Here is a 19,990-nt window from a genome sequence, read left to right as displayed (position 1 = left end):
AACGGAACCAAAATGATGTTCGAAGACCTGCAGCCAGCTCCCGCCGACAAGATTCTTGCGCTGATCGGGCTCTATCGCGCCGATCCACGTCCTGGCAAGGTCGACCTCGGCGTCGGCGTCTACAAGGATCGCGACGGCAAGACGCCGGTCATGCGCGCCGTGCGGGAGGCCGAGAGGCGGCTGCTGCAGGGCCAGGATAGCAAGACCTATCTCGGTCTTGCCGGGGATACCGGGTTCAACACTGTGATGGCCAAGCTCGCCTTCGGTCCGGGCGCGGACCTGTCGCGCATCCGGGCGGCACAGGCGCCCGGTGGCTCCGGCGCGCTGCGGCTGGTGGCAGAACTGCTCAAGCGGACGCGTTCGGATGCCACGGTCTGGGTCTCCGACCCGACCTGGCCGAACCATATGCCGGTGATGCGTGCCGCCGGCCTGCAGATTCGCGAATATCCTTATTTCGATGCTGCCTCGGGAGCGGTTCGTTTCGACGACATGCTGGCGGCGCTGCGGTCGGCCAACAGCGGCGACGTGGTGTTGCTGCATGGCTGCTGCCACAATCCGACCGGCGCCAATCTGGACGCGGCCCAGTGGGAGGCCGTCACCGATCTCGCCGTCGAGCGCGGCCTGCTGCCATTTGTCGACATCGCCTATCAAGGCTTTGGCGACGGCCTGGAGGCCGATGCCCTCGGCTTGCGGCTTCTGGCCGCGAAAGTTCCGGAAATGGTTGTCGCGTCGAGCTGCTCGAAAAATTTCGCGGTGTACCGCGACCGGGTCGGCGCGGCGATGGTCCTGGCCAGGAACGGCGCGCAGGCCGACGTCGCGATGAGCCAGATGCTGTCGGCGGCGCGCGCCATGTATTCGATGCCGCCCGACCATGGCGCCGCAGCGGTGCGCATCGTCCTGGAAGACGTCGCGCTGCGTGCCGACTGGGAAGCAGAACTGGAAGAGATGCGTCTTCGTATGCTGAGGCTTAGGGTCGCATTCGCCGAGGCGCTGCGCAGGCAATCCAATTCCGACCGCTTCGACTTCGTTGCCAGCCATCGCGGCATGTTCTCGCGGCTCGGCCTCACGGAAGCGCAGGTCGAAAGGCTGCGCGCCGAGCACGCCGTCTACATGGTCGGCGACAGCCGCATCAACGTCGCCGGCCTGCCCGAGGATGGCATGGATGACCTCGCCAAGGCAATTGTTTCCGTGCTGGACTGACGGGGCGGGTACGGTGCGCCTGTGGACAAGGTCCCCTCGCCGGCTGACAGCGTTGGCCGAGTGGCGGTTCGCGCGATAGCATCCGCTCCATGACGCCATCGAAAGACATTTCACGCCTGATCGAGATCATGGCGGCGTTGCGGGCGCCGAAGACCGGGTGCCCGTGGGACATCGAGCAGGACTTCTCCACAATTGCGCCCTATACGATCGAGGAGGCCTACGAGGTGGCGGATGCCATCGCGCGCGGCGATCTCGACGATTTGCGCGACGAACTCGGTGACCTCCTGCTGCAGGTCGTCTACCATGCCCAGATAGCGCAGGAAGCCGGCGAATTCGCCTTCCCTGACGTTGTCCAGGCCATCACCACCAAGATGATCCGCCGCCATCCGCACGTTTTTGGCGACGAGAAGGCCCGCAGCGCCGGCATGGCCAAGGGCATGTGGGAGAAGATCAAGGCGCAGGAGAAGGTCGAGAAGCGACAAGCCCGCCTCGCGCGCGGCCTCGACCCGGAGGACAACGGCAAGGGGTTCCTGGACAGTGTTCCGGTCGCCCTGCCCGCCTTGACGCGAGCGCTGAAGCTTCAGGAAAAAGCCGCCCGGGTCGGCTTCGACTGGAGCGAGGCTGCTCCCATCCTGGACAAGATCGAGGAAGAGATCGGGGAGTTGCGCGAGGCTCTCGCCAAGGGCGAAACGGCCTCGATCAAGGACGAGTTCGGCGACATGTTGTTTGCCGTCGTCAATCTCGGCCGTCACCTGAAGCTCGATTCGGAGGCGGCGCTCAGCGGCACCAACGAGAAATTCCGCTCACGCTTCCACTATGTCGAGCAGGCCCTGGAAAAATCAGGCGGCTCGCTGGAGGAAGCCAGCCTGGAGGAGATGGAAGCGCTCTGGCAGGAAGCAAAAACTGCAAGGTAAGCCTATGGCTCCGGCAATTCCGGACGGAAAACCGCGATAACTTTTCCTCGAATTTCTGCGCGTTAGCTGTTGTTTTTGCGACGCAATCGGCTTTCAATCTCTTCGCGGGCGCTTTGCGTCGCCTTCAGCGAAATAGTGGCGCTGCCATCGTCATTGTCGGTTCGCGAAACGACATCGCCGTTGCGATACAGCCAGTCGACCAAGCCGAATTGTGCGGGCTCGATCGTCACCGTCAGGTCTTGCAGTTCGCCGGCCATCCGCGTTTCGATAACCGCTTTCAGCGCATCGATGCCTTCGCCTGACACCGCCGATACGGCAATCGGCGGCTCTTTGGAACCGTCGGCGCTGTCAGCGAGCAGCCGCTGCCTATTGCCTTCGTCCAGCAGGTCGATCTTGTTCCAGACTTCGATCACGCGCCTGGTGTCGCTGGCGTCGACGCCGAGATCGGCGAGGATGCGCTCGACATCCTCGGCTTGCGCGGCCGTGTCGGGATCGGAAATGTCGCGCAGATGGATGACGAGATCGGCCTCGACCACCTCTTCCAAGGTCGCCCGGAACGCCGCGATCAGATGCGTCGGCAGGTCCGAAATGAAGCCGACCGTATCGGAAAGAATGATCGGCGTGCCATGCGGCAGCCGCACGCGGCGCAGTGTGGGATCCAGCGTGGCGAACAGCATGTCCTGCGCCAGCACCCCTGCTCCGGTCAGCTTGTTGAACAGCGTCGACTTGCCGGCGTTGGTGTAGCCGACGATCGCCACCACTGGAAACGGCACCTTCTTGCGCTTGGCGCGGTGCAGGTCGCGGGTGCGGCGCACGGTTTCCAGCTCGTGCTTCAGCTTTATGATCTTTTCCTGCAACTGCCGACGATCGGATTCGATCTGCGTTTCACCGGGGCCGCCGAGGAAGCCGGCACCGCCACGCTGACGTTCCAGGTGGGTCCAGCTGCGCACCAGGCGGCCCTTCTGGTAGTTGAGATGGGCAAGCTCGACCTGCAGCGTGCCTTCCTTGGTGCGCGCCCGTTCGCCGAAGATCTCCAGGATCAGCCCGGTGCGATCCAGCACCTTGGCGTTGAATTGCTTCTCGAGGTTGCGCTGCTGCACCGGCGTCAGCGGATGGTCGACGATGACCACTTCCGCGTGCCCTTCCTTGACGATCCCGGCGAACTCCTCGACCTTGCCGCTGCCCAGCAACGTCGCCGGGCGCGGATCGTTGACGGTCACGACCGCCGTGTGGATCAGATCAAGGTCGATGGCGCGGGCAAGGCCGACTGCTTCGTCGTGGCGCGCCTCGGCCGAGCGCGTCAGCCGCGGACGGTTCGTGTCATCGTCGTTACGGGGTTGGCGGGTAAGCACAGGCACAATGACAACGGCCCGGGTCGGACCCTTGGCTTCCGTCCCGGGATGATGCGCTGGTTTTCCGCGAACCGTGCCGTCCGCGTCCTTCTCACGTGCCAATCAGGCGCCCTGGCTTTCCTCGCCATCGAACATCTGAACCGGTTGGCTCGGCATGATCGTGGAAATGGCGTGCTTGTAGACGAGTTGGGAGTGACCGTCGCGGCGCAGCAGGACGCAGAAATTATCGAAAGAAGTGACCACGCCGGTCAGCTTCACGCCGTTGATGAGAAAGATGGTGAGCGGGTTCTTGCTCTTGCGAACTGAATTCAGGAACAGGTCCTGAAGGTTTTGCGATCGTTCCGCCATTGTTTTTGTCTTTCGCCGATCCCCTTCGGTTTGCAGCCAATGCGCCAAATTAGCGGGCACATGTCAAGCGCGCAAACACCCTCTTGTCGTCAGTAACGACAAGCAGAACGAGATATATTGATGTTCATTCCACCTGTGCGGTTATCAGGCTGGACTTTTTTCCGCAATGTCAAAAAAGGCATGCCGCAACGAAAGTGTTATTGAGCCGGGGTGGCCATTGGCTATGGGATCGCCGTCAATGGCCACGATCGGCATGGCAATAGTCGTCGCGGAACTGATGAATGCTTCGCGGGCCGCTTTGGCCTCGGCGACGGAAAATTCCCGTTCCTCGATCTTCAGGCCGAGCCTTGCCGCGACTTCGAACATGGTGGTGCGCGTGATGCCGCGCAGAATGCCATGTTCGGCCGGCCGGGTGACCAGAACGCCATCCCTGGTAACGATCCAGGCATTCGAGGACCCGCCTTCCTTGACGTTGCCGTCGGCATCCACGAACCACGCCTCCTGCGCGCCCGCTTCCTTGGCCTTCTGCTTGGCCAATACATTGGGCAGCAGCCCAACGGTCTTGATGTCGACACGGTCCCACCGGTTCTCCGGCACGGTGATGACGGCGATACCGGCCTCGGCTCGCTTGGCTCCCGCGGCAGGATCGGCCTTCCTGGCTGTCACCACCAGCGCGGGCTTGGTGTCCGCCGATGGGAAGACAAATTCCCGGCTGGCCACACCGCGCGTCACCTGAACATAGACAAGGCCGTCGACGACATGATTGCGGTTGACCACTTCGCGCAGGATCAGCGGCAACACATTGCGTGTCACCGGCCAGGCGATCGACAGTTCGGTCAGCGAGCGGTTCAGCCGGGCAAGGTGGCGCGGCATGTCGACGATGAAGCCGCGCGCCACCTCACAGACCTCGTAGACGCCGTCGGCGAACTGATAGCCGCGATCCTCGATATGCACGGCGGCATCGGCATGAGTGATGTAGCGCCCGTTCACATAGGCAATGCGCGGCATGGTCACCTCGGGAGATTTGGTTTGGCGTGTTTAAGCGATTCCGCGGTGCAGGTAACGGACAATCGCGTGGGCCACCGAGGATCCGGTCAGACGCCCAGCGACTTCAGCTTGCGGTGCAAGGCGGAACGCTCCATGCCGATGAACTCGGCCGTCTTCGAAATGTTGCCGCCGAACCGGTTGATCTGGGCGATCAGATAGTCCTTTTCGAACTGTTCGCGTGCCTCGCGCAGCGGCAGCGCCATTATGTGCTGGTCCGACTGGTTTGGCGTGCGCGGCATGACATCGCCGATTTCGGACGGGAGCAGATCCGCGGTGATCGGCGCGTCCACGTCCTCGCCGCGCGCCAGGATCATCAGTCGCTCGACGTTGTTGCGCAACTGACGCACGTTGCCCGGCCAGTTGTGCGCCTGCAGCACGGCCAGGGCGTCGTCGCCGATACGGCGTGGCTTGATGCCAGCCTGGCGGGCGATCTGCTTCATGAAGTTATCGACGAGATAGGGGATGTCCTCGCGCCGCTCGGCCAGTCCCGGCACCATGACCGGAACCACGGCGAGCCGGTGGTAGAGATCCTCGCGGAAACGCCCGTCGGCGATCATCGCCTCGAGGTTCTGCGAGGTCGAGGAAATGATGCGGACGTCGACCTTGACCCGCTTAGTACCGCCCACCCGCTCGAATTGCTGTTCGACCAGCACGCGCAAAATCTTGTTCTGCGTCTCGCGCGGCATGTCGGCCACTTCGTCGATGTAGAGAATGCCGCGATGGGCCTCCTCCAGCGCCCCCACCTTACGTTCGACCCCGTTCGATTCGGTGCCGAACAGTTCGATCTCCATGCGTTCAGGCGTGATATTGGCGGCGCTCAGCGTTACGAACGGCCCGCCCTTGCGCGTCGACAGCGTATGGATGGCGCGGGCGGCCAGCTCCTTGCCCGATCCGGAAGGGCCAACGATCATCACCCGGCTGTTGGTCGGCGCGACGCGCTCGATGGTCTGGCGCAACTGGCTCATCGCCGAGGACATGCCGATCAAATCGAAAGTCTCGCCGCTGCGCAGCTTGAGGTCGGAAACTTCGCGGCGCAGTTTCGAGGTCTCGAGTGCGCGTTCGGCAATGAGGATCAGCCTGTCGGCCTTGAACGGCTTTTCGATGAAATCATAGGCTCCGCGACGGATGGCGGAAACCGCCGTTTCGATGTTGCCGTGGCCTGAAATCATCACCACGGGCAGGTTCGGGTGCATGGTCTTGATCTCGTCGAGCAACGCCAAGCCGTCCAGACGCGAGCCCTGCAGCCAGATATCCAGGAAGATCAGCCTCGGTGCTCGGTCGGCGATAGCCGCCAGTGCGCTGTCGGCATCGAATGCCGTACGGGTTTCGTGACCCTCGTCACTCAGGATGCCCGCGACGAGTTCGCGGATGTCTTCCTCGTCATCGACGATGAGAATATCAGACGCCATTGTCGACCTTTTCAGTTTCTCTTTCGTGGTCCGCCTTGCTTTCGGCGCGCGGCAGCGCGCTGGTCGCAGGCGGCAGGATGATGCTGATCATCGCGCCGCGCCCGCCGTGGAAATCCGCAGGCGCGTCATGGAGTTCCAGCCTGCCGCCATGGTCCTCCACGATCTTCTTGACGATAGCGAGGCCAAGCCCGGTGCCTTTTTCACGCGTGGTCATATAGGGCTCCAGCAACCGTTGGCGATTCTCCCGCGGCAGGCCTTTGCCATTGTCGATGACGTCGATGCGAATCGCGCCATTCTGACGGCCGGCTTGAATCCGGATTATGCCGTGCGAACCGTCCTTATGTTCCAGTCCGTCGATCGCCTCGGCGGCATTCTTGATCACATTGCCGAAAGCCTGGGCCATCAGGCGGCTGTCAAATGTACCCTTGAGCGGCTCGTTCCCGAATATCCGCTCGAAGGTGATGTCGGCGCGGCTGACTTCGACCAGGAAGGAAGCCTCGCGCAGTGATTCGCGCAGGTCGATGGCCTTCATCTCGGGCTTTGGCATGCGCGCGAAAGCCGAGAACTCGTCGACCATGCGGCCGATATCCTCCACCTGGCGGATGATGGTGTCGGTGCACTGGTCGAAAACCTCGCGGTCTTCGGTGATGACCTTGCCGTAGCGGCGCTTTATGCGTTCGGCGGAAAGCTGGATCGGCGTCAGCGGATTCTTGATCTCGTGGGCGATGCGCCGCGCCACGTCGGCCCAAGCGGATGAGCGCTGGGCCTGAACCAGATCGGTGATGTCGTCGACGGTCACGACATAGGATTTTTCCTCCGAGCCATCGGCGCCGGCCTCGATGGTGACCTGCACATTGAAGGTCCGCTCGGCGCCGGCGCGATAGAACGTCACCTGTTCGCGGTGGACCGGCTTGCCGGATTTACGGCCGATCTCGAAGACGCGGCCGACATGCGGCAGGATCGCGGACAGATTCTGCCCAAGTGCCGCGCTGGCGGAAACGGCCAGCATCGATTCGGCAGAACGATTGACGATGGTGATGATGCCGTAAGGGTCGACGCCGATGACGCCGGCGGTGACGCCGGCAAGCACGGCTTCGGAAAAACGGCGCCTCTCATCGATCAGGTCCTTCGCCGACAGGATCTCGTTGCGTTGCGATTTGAGCTCCAGCAGCATCTTGTTGAACGTGTCGCCGAGCGAGGCGACATCGCCATCGGATGGCCGCACCGGCACCGCGACGTCGAGATTGCCGGTCGCGACTTCGTCGGCAGCGCCGATCAGCTGACGGATCGGCCGCACGAGCCGGTCGGCAACAGCTATGCCGGTCCAGATTGCCGACAGGATGATGATCAGGGTCAGCGACAGATAGGGCAGTGCAAACGCCACTTGCGAGGTACGCCTGTTGTCCTCGAGATTGCGATACTCGTCGGTGTTGGACCTGACGATCTGCCGCGCCTTGATCACCTCGGGGTCGACCAGACGGATGGTGTAGAGATAGAGGCCATCGATCTCGCGCAGCTTGACGATAGCGCCCATGATGTTGCGCGTGCGCGGCTCGATCAGCACCGGCTTGCCGTCGGTGGCGGTGGCCACCGCTCCTTCCGGCGGTTCCGGCATGGCGAAATCGGCATCAGTCTTGGCGCTCATGACGAAGGAGCCATCGGGCTTGATCAGCGCGGCATGCGCCAGCGAGCGACCCACGGCTTCCTTGTTCATGAGGTCGAGAAACCCGGTGCGATCGAGGCCGTAGAGCGTGCGGGAGGCATCAAGATCGTAGGCCATCGACAGCGTCGTACCCTGCAGGTTGCGCGCGTTCTCCTGCACATAGGCGTCGGCGATCGACAGTGACGAATTGACGATGGTCTTGGTGCGGATCTCGAACCAGCGATCAAGGCCGATATCGAGCGTGATCGAGGCGATGATCGCCACCATGATGGCGGGAATGGCGGCAACGAGGGCGAACATGGCAACGATGCGCACATGCAGCCGGGAAGCCGCCTTCCCATGCCGGCGCGCCATGACGATGCGATGCACCTCGCGTCCAACCAGCGCGATGAGGAAGAGCACGAAGGCGGCGTTGAGAGCGATCAGCGCCCAGGTCGTTTTGGCGTCAGGCGCAATCGGTGTCGCACCGACCAGGATGGCGAACGAAATAGCCGCCATGACCAAGGCACCGACGACCGCCACCACGCCAGGCAGTGCCAGCAGCCGGCGCCCGTCGCGCGCGCCAGGTTCGCTGAAGAGCGGTTTGTTGAGTACAGGTGTTTGCGGAGCCATGTCGCCGTCTAGAGCCAGTGATTGCGTCCGATCTATGCAACGCATTGTGGCGATTATGCAACAAGTGTGACAACTACAGGACTCTTTCCCCGGTCGGTCCCCTGAAAAGATCCTGTATGCAGCGCGGGCTCAGGTCTGGCGGGAGGACTTGTAAACGTTGACGCCCAATTCGCGAATCTTCTTGCGCAGGGTGTTGCGGTTGAGTCCCAAAAGCTCCGCGGCCTTGATCTGGTTGCCGCGGGTTGCCGTCATTGAAGCCAGCACCAACGGATATTCGACTTCGGACAGGATGCGCTCGTACAGACCGGCAGGCGGCAATTCGCCTGCAAAGGAGGCGAAATAGCGCTGCAGGAAGTGCTCCACCGCCTGCCCGATGGAAAGATCGTCGGGAATGAGGTTGCCGCCGCCTGGTACCACGGGGCGTTCGCCTGTCTTGAGCTCCGTCTCGATGATCTCGGCGGAAATCTCGTCCTGCGAATAAAGCGCGGCGAGCCTGCGGACCAAGTTTTCCAACTCGCGCACATTGCCTGGCCAGGGATAGCGCTTCATCAGTTCGATGCCGCCGGAAGAGATGCGCTTGGTCTGCAGCCCCTCCATTTCGCCGAGCTTGAAGAAATGGCGCACCAGATCGGGTACGTCCTCCGAGCGTTCGCGTAGGGCCGGCAACCTGAGCGGCACGACATTGAGACGGTAGAAAAGATCCTCGCGGAAGAGGCCCTGGTTGATCAGCGTACGCAGGTCCTTGTTGGTGGCGGCGACAATGCGCACATCGGTCTTGATCGGCGTGCGGCCGCCGACAGTCGTGTACTCGCCCTGCTGCAGGACGCGCAGCAAACGCGTCTGCGCCTCCATCGGCATGTCGCCGATCTCGTCGAGGAACAGCGTGCCGCCCTCCGCCTGCTCGAAGCGGCCGGTCGAGCGGCTCTGCGCGCCGGTGAAAGCCCCCTTCTCGTGGCCGAACAATTCCGATTCGATGAGATCGCGCGGGATAGCCGCCATGTTGATGGCAACGAACGGACCGCCACGACGGCGCCCATATTCATGCAGCGCTCGTGCCACCAGTTCCTTGCCGGTGCCGGATTCGCCCGAAATCATCACCGTCAGGTCGGTCTGCATCATCCGCGCCAGCATGCGGTAGATGTCCTGCATGGCCGCCGAACGGCCGACCAGCGGCATCGTTTCGGGCGGCTCTTCTTGCCTGGCATCGATCTTCGGCCGCCGGGGCTCGGACAAAGCGCGGTTGACGATGTTAAGGAGTTCGGTCAGGTCGAAAGGCTTCGGCAGATATTCATAGGCGCCAGTTTCGGAGGCGCGGATCGCCGTCATGAAGGTATTCTGGGCGCTCATGACGATGACGGGCAGTTCCGGCCGCGCTTTCTTGATGCGCGGCAGCATGTCGAAAGCGTTCTCGTCCGGCATCACGACGTCGGTGATGACGAGGTCACCCTCGCCGGCCGCGACCCAGCGCCACAGGGTCGACGCGTTGGAGGTGACGCGCACCTCGTGACCGACACGCGACAGGGCCTGATTGAGAACGGTGCGGATCGCAGCATCGTCGTCGGCGACCAGAATATTGCCGCGAACGGTCATTTGCGGTCTCCTTCACCGTCTTGATCAGCGCCAAGCGCCGTTTCCTTCCAGGCCGGCATCAGGACCCGGAATGTTGTCGCGCGCGGCGTCGAATCGCATTCGATGATGCCGCCATGTTCACCGACGATCTTGGCGACCAGCGCCAGCCCGAGCCCCGAGCCGTTCGGCTTGGTGGTAATGAAGGGATCGAACAGGATCGGCAGGATATCCTCCGAGACGCCGGAACCATTGTCGCGCACGCAGAACTCCAGCGGCAGCGATACGCGGTCCTGCGTGCCCGGAACCGAAACGCGGATACCGGGCCGGAAGGCGGTGGACAGCACGATCTCGCCCTGGGGGTCGCTGCCGATCGCCTCGGCGGCGTTCTTGATCAGGTTGAGGAACACCTGGATCAGCTGGTCGCGATTGGCAAATACCGGAGGCAATGACGGATCATAGTCCTCCAATATCTTGATTTTCCTTGCGAAACCGTTCTTTGCGATCGCTTTCACGTGGTCGAGCACCACATGGATGTTGACGGGATAGCGGTCGATCGGCCGCTCGTCGGAAAACACCTCCATGCGGTCAACCAGCGACACGATACGGTCCGTCTCATCGGTGATCAGCCGCGTCAGCGCGCGATCCTCATCGGAAGCGGACAGCTCTAGCAGCTGAGCCGCCCCCCTGATACCGGAGAGCGGGTTCTTGATCTCATGCGCCAGCATCGCCGCCAGACCGGTCACCGAGCGCGCGGCGCCGCGATGCGTCATCTGCCGGTCGATCTTGTCGGCCATCGACCGCTCCTGGAACATGACCACGACGGAGCCCGGAAACTCCGGCACCGGCGCGACATAGAGATCGACGACCTTTTCGATGCCGAGGCGCGGCGACGAAACGTCGACCCGATATTCGTTGACGGGCGCGCGGCGCTCACGCACCTGGTCGACCAGTGTCAGCAGGGGGCTGCCGAAGGGTATGAGCTTGGACAGGGTGTTGCGCGCCAGCATGGTCGCGCTGGAGCGAAAGAAGTCCTCGGCATCGGCATTGGCGAAGGTGATGAAGCCTTCCTCGCTGATCATGATCACCGGGCGGCGGATCGTGTTTAGTACGATCTGGGCAGCACCCGCCATTTCAATGCCTTGGCCAGGGTTTGCGGTCATGCGGCGCTCCGCAGGTTCAAGGTTTGCCGATCGCGCGAAAACACGTCACGCAGCAAGGCAATGACGCGGGCAGGTTCGGACGCGGTCAATATCGCTTTCCTACTCTCGCCAGCGACACCTCCGGCGTGTCGATCGAGATACCAGCCCAGATGCTTGCGCGCCTGGCGCAGGCCGCTCTCGATGCCGTAAAGCGCCAGCATGTCCTCGTAGTGGGCGACGACATAGTCGGTAATCGCTTGCGGGGTCTCGGGAATGCCGGGCGAAAATGTCCCGGCGGCAGCCGCAGCGATGCCGCCGGCGACCCACGGCGCGCCATAATGGGCGCGACCGACCATCAACGCGTCGGCGCCGGACTGTTCGAGAACGGCGGCTGCCTCGCCTGGGGAGCAGACATCGCCATTGGCGACGACCGGAATGGAAACAGCCTCCTTGACGCGAGCGATGGCGCGCCAGTCCGCCTTGCCCAGGTAGAACTGGCAGCGTGTGCGGCCATGGACCGTGACCATCCTGACGCCCGCCTGCTCGGCCCGGCGCGCCAGGACAGGAGCGTTGAGTGCGCCTTCGTCCCAACCCAGCCGCATCTTGACGGTCACCGGCACCTTGACCGCTCCTACCACGGCCTCGATCAGCGAGAGCGCGTGGTCGAGGTCCAGCATCAATGCCGAACCGGCATAGCCACCGGTAACCTTCTTGGCCGGGCAGCCCATGTTGATGTCGATGATGTCGGCGCCCTCGCCCGCGGCGATCCGCGCGCCTTCGGCCATATGCATGGCCTCGCGCCCGGCAAGCTGAACCATATGGACCGGCAGTCCGGAATGGCGTATCCGCAGGTCACAACCCGCCCTGCCCTTGGCGAGTTCGCCGCTGGCCACCATTTCGGACACAACCAGGCCTGCGCCATGCCCATGGGCGCGCTGCCTGAACGCCTCGTCCGTGATCCCCGACATCGGCGCGAGGAAGACGCGGTTGCGTATTCTGACGCCGCCGACGTCGAGAGGCTGGGCCAATCCGATCAAGTTAACCATGCACAAAAACCAAGCACGTCCATTCGTTGCACATTCTCTAGCCAGATCGAAAGAAATGTGCAACGCGGAATGACGCCACATTGAGGCGCAATTGGGAAAATGCTGGCCTTCGGCCTTGGCCGCGACTAGGACCGGACTGCATGACTGGCGCAACCGAAAATCAGGCTCCGGATCCGGGTGGCAAAGTCGCGGTGGTTATCGTCGCGGCCGGTCGCGGCGCGCGCGCCGGACAAACCGATGGTCCGAAGCAATATCAACGAATTGGCGGACGCGCCGTCATCGCTCGTGTCATAGACATTTTTCTGGCGCACCCGCTCATCGGCCGGATCGTCGTGGCTATCCATGCCGAGGACCGCGAGCTTTTTCAGCAAGCGGTCGGAACCGATGCGGATCGGGTAACGGCAATTGCCGGAGGCGCGACCAGGCAGGATTCGGTTCGGCTCGGGCTGCAGGCGCTGAGAAACTACGCGCCGGACAAGGTTCTCATCCACGACGCCGCGCGCCCCTTTGTCGACATGGATCTGATCGACCGCACCATCGCGGCAATCGGCGAACGTGAAGGCGCGCTTCCCGCCCTGCCCGTCGCCGACACGCTGAAACGCGAATCGGAGACCGGTATGGTCGGCGAAACGGTGCCAAGGAGCGGGCTGCACGCGGCCCAAACGCCGCAAGGTTTTCCCTTCCTCGCGATCATGACGATGCATGAGCAAGCCTACAACAGCGGCAAATCCGACTTTACCGACGACGCGTCGATCGCCGAATGGATGCAAATGCCGGTGAAGCTCGTTCCCGGATCGCCCGACAATGTCAAACTCACATGGGCACGGGACATCGCCATGGCGCACCAGCGACTTTCCAGCGAGCGGACACACTTTCCCGATATCCGCACCGGCAATGGCTACGATGTCCACGCCTTCGAGCCCGGCGACCATGTTACGCTTTGTGGCGTCGCCATCCCGCATGACAGGAAACTGTCGGGCCATTCCGACGCGGATGTCGGCCTGCACGCCCTGACCGACGCGCTGCTGGCGACCTGCGGGGCCGGCGACATCGGCACGCACTTTCCTCCGTCCGATCCGCAGTGGAAAGGCGCTGCATCGCGGATATTCGTCGAACATGCCGCAAGACTAGTGCGCGAGCGCGGCGGACGCATCGCCAATGCCGATATCACGCTGATCTGCGAGGCGCCCCGCGTCGGCCCGCACCGCGAGGCGATGACATCAGTCCTTTCGCAGATGCTGGGCATTTCCGCCGAGCGCATCTCGGTCAAGGCGACAACCAACGAGAAGCTCGGCTTTGTCGGTCGCGAGGAAGGTATCGCGGCTATCGCCACCGCCAGTGTGGTGTTTCCAGGCGAGGTTCCGGAATGACCAACAGCGAACTGGCGGTCGCCCTGTTTGAGGCGTGCCGGGAGCGCGGCATCATGCTGGCGACCGCGGAAAGCTGTACCGGCGGGATGATCGTCGCCGCGCTGACCGACATTGCCGGTTCTTCCGCCGTGGTCGATCGCGGCTTCATCACCTATTCCAATGAAGCCAAGATGGACATGCTGGGCGTTCGCGCCGCCACGCTCGACGTGCATGGTGCGGTTTCCCGCGAGACAGCCATCGAGATGGCCGCCGGAGCGCTCGCCCGTTCGCATGCCGGGTTGGCGCTGGCCGTCACCGGCATTGCCGGTCCGGGTGGCGGTTCCAGGGAAAAGCCTGTCGGGCTGGTCTGGTTTGGTGTTGCGGTGAACGGCCGACCCGTGACGGCTGACCGAAAGCTGTTCGCCGACGACGGCCGTGACTTCATCCGCCGGGAAACCGTCCATCATGCACTTGAGCTCGGCTTGCAGGCGCTTGGCGAGAGTCAGGCCGCCGGTTTCTTGCCGTAGATGATGTCGGCGCGCTTTTCAAAGGCCTCGGCGAACATGCGGAAGGCACGATCGAACATCGTGCCCATCAGCGCACCCAGGATGCGACTCTTGAATTCATAGTCGATGAAGAAGCGCACGGCACAGCCGGCGCCATCCGGCTCGAACCGCCAGACATTGCTCAGATATTTAAACGGGCCGTCGATATACTTCACGTCGATGGCATGTTCGTCGGGCTTGAGCAGCACCTGCGTCGTGAAAGTCTCCCGGATCGCCTTATAGCCGATGCTCATGTCGGCCACGAGGATGGTGCGCCCGTCACGCTCCTTGCGCGAGCGGACCGTCAACGCTTCGCAAAGCGGCAGGAATTGCGGGTAAGTTTCGATGTCGGCGACCAGCGCGAACATCTGCTCAGGCGTGTGGGCAACGCGGCGGGTGGCTTCGAATTTCGGCATGAAACCGGCGTTAGACCAATTTCTGGAGCTGCGCTTCGCGCGCGGCGCGCAGCCGGGCGAAATCGTCGCCGGCATGGTGCGAAGAGCGTGTCAGCGGGCTCGATGCCACCAGCAGGAAACCCTTGGTTTTGCCGATCGTCTCGAAGGACTTGAATTCCTCCGGCGTGACGAAGCGGATCACCGGGTGGTGCTTCTTCGACGGCTGCAGATATTGGCCGATGGTCATGAAGTCGACATTGGCCGAACGCAGATCGTCCATCAATTGCAGGATTTCGTTCCGCTCCTCGCCAAGGCCGACCATGATGCCGGACTTGGTGAAAATGGACGGATCGAGTTCCTTGACCCGCTGCAGCAGCCGGATCGAGTGGAAATAGCGGGCGCCTGGCCGAACCTTCAGATAATTCGACGGCACGGTTTCGAGATTGTGGTTGAAGACGTCGGGCCTGGCCGCCACGACGATCTCCAGCGCGCCTTCCTTGCGCAGGAAATCGGGCGTCAAGATTTCGATGGTCGTCAGAGGCGTTGCCGCCCGGATCGCTCGGATGACATCGGCGAAGTGCTGCGCACCGCCATCGTCGAGATCGTCGCGGTCAACGGAGGTGATGACGACGTGGCTGAGGCCCATTTGCTTGACGGCATGGGCGACACGCGTGGGCTCGTCGGAGTCGAGCGCGGTTGGGATGCCGGTGGCGACATTGCAGAAGGCGCAGGCGCGCGTACAGATCTCGCCCATGATCATGAAGGTGGCGTGCTTCTTTTCCCAGCATTCACCGATGTTCGGACAACCGGCCTCTTCGCATACGGTCACCAGCTTGTGCGATTTCACGATCTCACGTGTCTCGGCATATCCCTTCGACACCGGCGCCTTGACGCGGATCCAGTCCGGCTTGCGCAATACCTCCTGGTCGGGCTTGTGGGCCTTCTCGGGATGCCGCGGCCGCGGCGCGTTGGCGATCGTGTCGAGGACAGTGACCATCTGAACCCTGGCCTTTCTTGCGACCGCCCGTCGGCGATCGTCACTTTAACGTCATCTAAGACTTTTCAGGACAAAGAAAAAGGCTGCAGCGGCGCATGCCGCTACAACCGTGTTCGCATAGCCGAAAACGATATCGACTAACGGCGCACCAGGCGACCGACCCAGATCAGCAGGCAGGCACCGATGAAGCCGGTGATCAGATAGGCGGTCCAGCCGACGCCGAACACGCCGATGTTGAGCGCCTGCAGGACTGCGTTCAGCACCACCGCGCCGACGATGCCCATGATAATGTTCATTAATATGCCGGTGTTGCTCTTCATGACCATTTCGGCCAACCAGCCTGCCAGGCCGCCGATGATGATTGCTGCGATCCAGCCCACGCCGTTCAAGTGCATATGCCTTCTCCTTGCGCCAGTAAAAATGCATTCGGAAACGAACTGCTTCGCCGTCCAGATCCCACGGCTTTGACAGCTGAGTCTCCCGCGGGGAATCTATCATGCGTTCAAGGCGCGGCCATAGGCGTCGAGCACGCTTTCCTTCATCATCTCGGATAGCGTCGGATGCGGGAAGATGGTGTGCATCAGCTCTTCCTCGGTCGTTTCGAGGTTCATCGCCACGACAAAACCCTGGATCAGTTCCGTGACTTCGGCGCCGACCATGTGCGCGCCGAGCAACTGACCGGTCTTCTTGTCGAAGATGGTCTTGATGAAGCCTTGGTCTTCCCCAAGCGCGATGGCCTTGCCGTTGGCCGCGAACTGGAAGCGGCCGACGCGGATATCCTTGCCCTCGGCCTTGGCTCTTGCTTCCGTCAGTCCAACCGAGGCGACCTGCGGATTGCAGTAGGTGCAACCAGGGATCTTGAGCTTGTCCGTGGCGTGAACACCGGGGAAGTTCGCGATCTTCTCGACGCACACGACGCCCTCGTGCTCGGCCTTGTGAGCAAGCATGGGCGGACCGGCGACATCGCCGATGGCGTAGATGCCAGGCACATTGGTCTTGCCGTAACCGTCGATGACCACGCAACCGCGCTCGGTCTTAACACCGAGTGCTTCAAGGCCGAGGTTCTCGATATTGCCCTGAACGCCGACGGCCGAGATCATGCGGTCGGCGGTGATCTTCTCGACCTTGCCGTCCTTCATCTCGACATGCGCGGTAACCGAGTTCGCCCCCTTCTCGACCTTGGTCACCTTGGCCTCGAGGATGATCTTCATGCCTTGCTTCTCGAACTGCTTTTGCGCGAATTTCGAGACTTCGGGGTCCTCGACCGGCATCACCGCCGGCAGCAGCTCGACTACCGTGACGTCGGCGCCCATTGTGCGATAGAAGGAGGCGAATTCGATGCCGATGGCGCCTGAGCCCATCACCAGCAGCGACTTCGGCATCTCCTTCGGCACCATGGCTTCGAAATAAGTCCAGATCAGCTTGCCGTCCGGCTCGATGCCGGGCAGAGCGCGTGGCCGGGCGCCGGTCGCCAGGATGATGTGCTTGGCGGTGTAGGTGCCCTCGCCCTTGACGCCTTTCGGCACCGGCGGCTGCGGCTCCATCGGCTTCTTGGCCGTCTTGGAAACCACGATCTCACCGGGTTTGGATAGTTTGGCCTCGCCCCAGATGACGTCGACCTTGTTCTTCTTCATCAGGAAGGCGACGCCGCCATTGAGCCTGAGCGACACTTTTCGCGACCGATCGACGACGGCGGCGGTATCAGCACTGATCTTGCCGCCATCGAGCTTCAGGCCGTAATCCTTCAGATGATCGGAATAATGCATGATCTCGGCCGACCGCAGCAGCGCCTTGGTCGGAATACAGCCCCAGTTCAGACAGATGCCGCCCAGATGCTCGCGCTCGACGATCGCCGTCTTAAAGCCGAGCTGGGCGGAACGCACCGCGGTGACATAGCCGCCCGGGCCGGAGCCGATGATGATGACGTCATAGTTCTCAGCCACGGGTTTTCTCCTTCAATCAGAGTTCCAGCATGACGCGCACGACCGGCGTCAGCGCCTCGCCAATGTTTCGCGTATTCTCGGCATCGAGGTGGACGCCATCGAGAGGTGTTGTTTGCGCCGCCGTGCCAGCGTCGAAGAAGCCGCAGCCGACCTCGTCGGCGAGCGCGGCGTATTGCGGCGCAAGCTGCTTCGAGGCCTCATCGCCGCCGGCGAACATCTCCCTGAAGTCGGCATTTTCGGTGCGGCTGACAAGAGGCGGCGAAACGATCAGGATCTGCGGTGCCGGCCAGTCGAACGGATAGTCGTGGCCACGCACGATATCGATCAGCCGCTGGATGCCTTGCTTGGCGGCAACCGGATTGCCATGGATCCATGGCTTCATGTCATTGGCGCCGAGCATGATGACGATCAGGTCGATGGGCGCATGCGTCGTCAACACCGTCGGCAGCAGCCGCGCGCCGTTGCGGTCGGCTCCGGCGAGATGATCGTCGAAAGCGGTGGTGCGGCCATTGAGCCCCTCGGCGACGACTTGAACGCCTTCGCCGAGCCCTGCTTGCAGCACGCTTGGCCAGCGATCCCCGAGCGCATGACGCCCACCTTCGGCGTTGTAGCCCCAGGTCAGCGAGTCGCCGTAACAAAGCACCGTCTTCATCCGTTCAACCTGCCTTTGTGTCGGCCACGCCGCGCTTCACGCGCGAGCGTACGAACAACCAATGGATGACGATCGTCACCAGGCCCGGCAGGCCGAGACCGGCAACCATCGGCATGTCTTTCCTGACCACCGCGGCGCTGCTGTCGCTATAGAGGATCAGCGCGACCAGCAGGATGAGAAGCGCCACAAAGGCAATCAGCGTCCACTTGCCCGCCTTGGCAACAGCCTCGACCGGATCGTTCGTCAATTGCGCGACGAAGAAGATGAAGGTGACGACAAAAGTCACCAGCACCGAGAACATGAAGACGATGATGTATTCTTCCTCGGCGCCGGTGGCGACAGCCAACCATTGCGCGATAAGGCCGCCGGCCAAGCCGGAAATCAAAAAGGCGAAAAGGCTGGTGAAGAATATCCGCACAGCCTTTTCCTTTCCTAGACCAGCATGCCCATCGGATTCTCGATCAGCTTCTTGAAGGCGACCAGCAATTCGGCCCCCAGCGCGCCATCAACCGCACGATGGTCGGTCGACAGTGTCACCGACATCACGGTCGCGATCTTGATCTCGCCATTCCTGACCACCGCCCGCTGCTCGCCCGCGCCGACCGCCAGGATCGTCGCATGCGGCGGGTTGATGACGGCGGCAAAGTCCTTGATGCCGAACATGCCGAGATTGGAGACGGCGGTCGTGCCGCCTTGATACTCTTCCGGCTTCAGCTTGCGGCTGCGGGCGCGGCTGGCCAGGTCCTTCATCTCGTTGGAGATGACCGACAGCGTCTTGTCGTCCGCATGCCGGATGATCGGCGTGATCAGGCCGCCGGGAATGGAGACGGCCACCCCGACATCGGCATGCTTGTGTTTGACCATGGCGCTCTCGGTCCATGAGGCATTGGCATCCGGCACCGCCTTCAGCGCCATCGCCATCGCCTTGATCACCATGTCATTGACCGACAGCTTGTAGGCGGGCGCCTCACCCTTTTCGGTCTTTTTCACCGGCGCCGCGGCATTGAGCTGAGTGCGTAAAGCCAGCAGCGCGTCGAGTTCGCAGTCGAGCGTCAGATAGAAATGCGGGATGGTGGTTTTTGCTTCGACCAGGCGCCGCGCGATGGTCTTGCGCATGTTGTCGTGAGGGACGAGTTCGTAGGAGCCTTGCTCGAACAGTTTCAGCACCTGCTCGTCCGACATCGCCTTCACCGGCGGGGCGGAGGCAGGCGCGCCAGCCGGAGCCTTGGCAGCCGGTGCCGCCTTGGCGCCACCACCGGCAATCGCGGCATCGACGTCAGCCTTGACCACGCGGCCGTGCGGGCCGGTGCCTGTGACCGCGGAGACGTCGACACCCGCATCCTTGGCGATACGGCGGGCAAGCGGCGATGCAAAGGTGCGTTCGCCAGCCGCGTTGCCATTGGCGGCCGGAGCCGCCTGTGCCTTGGGGACCGCGGCCTCGGCCTTTGGCGCTTCAGCCTTCGGCGCTTCGGCTTTAGGCGCATCGGTTTTCGGAGCTTCGGTTTTCGCCGGTGTGGCGCCGCCGCTTTTCGCCGCCGCGCCGGCATCTTCACCTTCCGCCGCAAGCACCGCGATCAGCGCGTTGACCTTGACGCCCTCGGTGCCCGCCGGCACGACGAGCTTGGCAACCGTGCCCTCATCGACGGCCTCGACCTCCATCGTCGCCTTGTCGGTTTCGATCTCGGCGATCACGTCGCCGGGCGAAACCTTGTCGCCTTCCTTGACCAGCCACTTGGACAGATTGCCCTCTTCCATCGTGGGCGAGAGCGCCGGCATGGTGATGTTGATTGGCATATTGTCCTCCCACCCG

Annotated in this window: 19 protein-coding genes; 4 read left to right on the top strand and 15 right to left on the bottom strand. The window is 62.6% G+C overall.

The window, feature by feature from the left end; all coding sequences use genetic code 11:
• The first annotated feature begins 15 nt into the window (after positions 1–15).
• Positions 16–1,200, top strand: coding sequence for an amino acid aminotransferase (locus tag AC3CB8_RS19585; protein WP_352567189.1), 1,185 nt, complete (start codon positions 16–18; stop codon positions 1,198–1,200).
• Between the two features lie 89 nt (positions 1,201–1,289).
• Entirely contained in the window at positions 1,290–2,114 is an 825-nt protein-coding gene (gene mazG, locus AC3CB8_RS19580) for a nucleoside triphosphate pyrophosphohydrolase (RefSeq protein ID WP_023796050.1), read from the top strand.
• A gap of 62 nt (positions 2,115–2,176) precedes the next feature.
• Here the strand turns inward: mazG and hflX are convergent, their stop codons facing one another.
• The 8 genes from hflX to dusB all read right to left on the bottom strand — a co-directional run bounded on the left by hflX (position 2,177) and on the right by dusB (position 12,299).
• Positions 2,177–3,568: a GTPase HflX gene (hflX, locus tag AC3CB8_RS19575; protein ID WP_352567181.1), complete on the bottom strand. Its 1,392-nt coding sequence runs from the start codon at positions 3,566–3,568 to the stop codon at positions 2,177–2,179.
• A complete protein-coding gene (hfq, locus tag AC3CB8_RS19570; protein WP_006202172.1) occupies positions 3,569–3,814 on the bottom strand; it encodes an RNA chaperone Hfq in 246 nt (81 codons plus the stop codon).
• Between the two features lie 144 nt (positions 3,815–3,958).
• Entirely contained in the window at positions 3,959–4,822 is an 864-nt protein-coding gene (locus tag AC3CB8_RS19565) for a D-amino-acid transaminase (protein ID WP_352567179.1), read from the bottom strand.
• An 86-nt stretch (positions 4,823–4,908) separates the two neighbouring features.
• Entirely contained in the window at positions 4,909–6,270 is a 1,362-nt protein-coding gene (gene ntrX / locus AC3CB8_RS19560) for a nitrogen assimilation response regulator NtrX (RefSeq protein WP_015317919.1), read from the bottom strand.
• Positions 6,260–8,590, bottom strand: a complete 2,331-nt coding sequence (locus AC3CB8_RS19555) for a sensor histidine kinase NtrY-like (protein WP_435053080.1) — start codon at positions 8,588–8,590, stop codon at positions 6,260–6,262. The genes ntrX and AC3CB8_RS19555 overlap by 11 nt, the downstream gene beginning before the upstream one ends.
• Positions 8,591–8,674: 84 nt before the next feature.
• Positions 8,675–10,135 carry a nitrogen regulation protein NR(I) gene (gene ntrC / locus AC3CB8_RS19550; RefSeq protein WP_023783973.1) on the bottom strand — a complete coding sequence of 487 codons (1,461 nt, stop codon included), beginning with the start codon at positions 10,133–10,135 and terminating at the stop codon, positions 8,675–8,677.
• On the bottom strand, positions 10,132–11,274 hold the full coding sequence (locus tag AC3CB8_RS19545) for a two-component system sensor histidine kinase NtrB (protein ID WP_023783972.1): 1,143 nt from the start codon (positions 11,272–11,274) through the stop codon (positions 10,132–10,134). Before AC3CB8_RS19545 ends, ntrC begins: the two co-directional genes overlap by 4 nt.
• A complete protein-coding gene (gene dusB, locus AC3CB8_RS19540) occupies positions 11,271–12,299 on the bottom strand; it encodes a tRNA dihydrouridine synthase DusB (protein ID WP_352567176.1) in 1,029 nt (342 codons plus the stop codon). Before dusB ends, AC3CB8_RS19545 begins: the two co-directional genes overlap by 4 nt.
• A 140-nt stretch (positions 12,300–12,439) precedes the next feature.
• Here dusB and AC3CB8_RS19535 point away from each other — a divergent pair, with 140 nt between their 5' ends.
• Both AC3CB8_RS19535 and AC3CB8_RS19530 read left to right on the top strand, forming a co-directional pair.
• Positions 12,440–13,669 (top strand): bifunctional 2-C-methyl-D-erythritol 4-phosphate cytidylyltransferase/2-C-methyl-D-erythritol 2,4-cyclodiphosphate synthase, encoded by a 1,230-nt coding sequence (locus tag AC3CB8_RS19535; protein ID WP_352567174.1) that lies wholly within the window; start codon positions 12,440–12,442, stop codon positions 13,667–13,669.
• Positions 13,666–14,175, top strand: coding sequence for a CinA family protein (locus AC3CB8_RS19530; protein ID WP_352567172.1), 510 nt, complete (start codon positions 13,666–13,668; stop codon positions 14,173–14,175). The genes AC3CB8_RS19535 and AC3CB8_RS19530 overlap by 4 nt, the downstream gene beginning before the upstream one ends.
• Here the strand turns inward: AC3CB8_RS19530 and AC3CB8_RS19525 are convergent.
• The 7 genes from AC3CB8_RS19525 to AC3CB8_RS19495 form a co-directional block, all read right to left on the bottom strand.
• The gene (locus AC3CB8_RS19525) at positions 14,151–14,609 is read right to left on the bottom strand and encodes a type II toxin-antitoxin system RatA family toxin (RefSeq protein WP_023773674.1); all 459 of its coding nucleotides are present in this window, start codon (positions 14,607–14,609) and stop codon (positions 14,151–14,153) included. The two genes, AC3CB8_RS19530 and AC3CB8_RS19525, sit on opposite strands and share 25 nt — an antisense overlap.
• A 10-nt stretch (positions 14,610–14,619) precedes the next feature.
• On the bottom strand, positions 14,620–15,585 hold the full coding sequence (gene lipA / locus AC3CB8_RS19520; protein ID WP_023773673.1) for a lipoyl synthase: 966 nt from the start codon (positions 15,583–15,585) through the stop codon (positions 14,620–14,622).
• 137 nt (positions 15,586–15,722) lie between these two features.
• Positions 15,723–15,980 (bottom strand): GlsB/YeaQ/YmgE family stress response membrane protein, encoded by a 258-nt coding sequence (locus AC3CB8_RS19515; protein ID WP_023773672.1) that lies wholly within the window; start codon positions 15,978–15,980, stop codon positions 15,723–15,725.
• 99 nt (positions 15,981–16,079) lie between these two features.
• On the bottom strand, positions 16,080–17,528 hold the full coding sequence (lpdA, locus tag AC3CB8_RS19510) for a dihydrolipoyl dehydrogenase (protein WP_352567170.1): 1,449 nt from the start codon (positions 17,526–17,528) through the stop codon (positions 16,080–16,082).
• A 16-nt stretch (positions 17,529–17,544) separates the two neighbouring features.
• Positions 17,545–18,180, bottom strand: a complete 636-nt coding sequence (locus AC3CB8_RS19505; RefSeq protein ID WP_023773670.1) for an SGNH/GDSL hydrolase family protein — start codon at positions 18,178–18,180, stop codon at positions 17,545–17,547.
• 4 nt (positions 18,181–18,184) lie between these two features.
• Positions 18,185–18,598 (bottom strand): hypothetical protein, encoded by a 414-nt coding sequence (locus AC3CB8_RS19500; protein ID WP_352567168.1) that lies wholly within the window; start codon positions 18,596–18,598, stop codon positions 18,185–18,187.
• A gap of 14 nt (positions 18,599–18,612) precedes the next feature.
• A complete protein-coding gene (locus AC3CB8_RS19495; protein ID WP_352595447.1) occupies positions 18,613–19,974 on the bottom strand; it encodes a pyruvate dehydrogenase complex dihydrolipoamide acetyltransferase in 1,362 nt (453 codons plus the stop codon).
• Between the last annotated feature and the right edge of the window lie 16 nt (positions 19,975–19,990).

The organism is Mesorhizobium sp. P160927, from assembly GCF_057766385.1.
The sequence above is the reverse complement of the archived record's forward strand: the minus strand, read 5'-3'. Positions and strand labels throughout refer to the sequence as shown.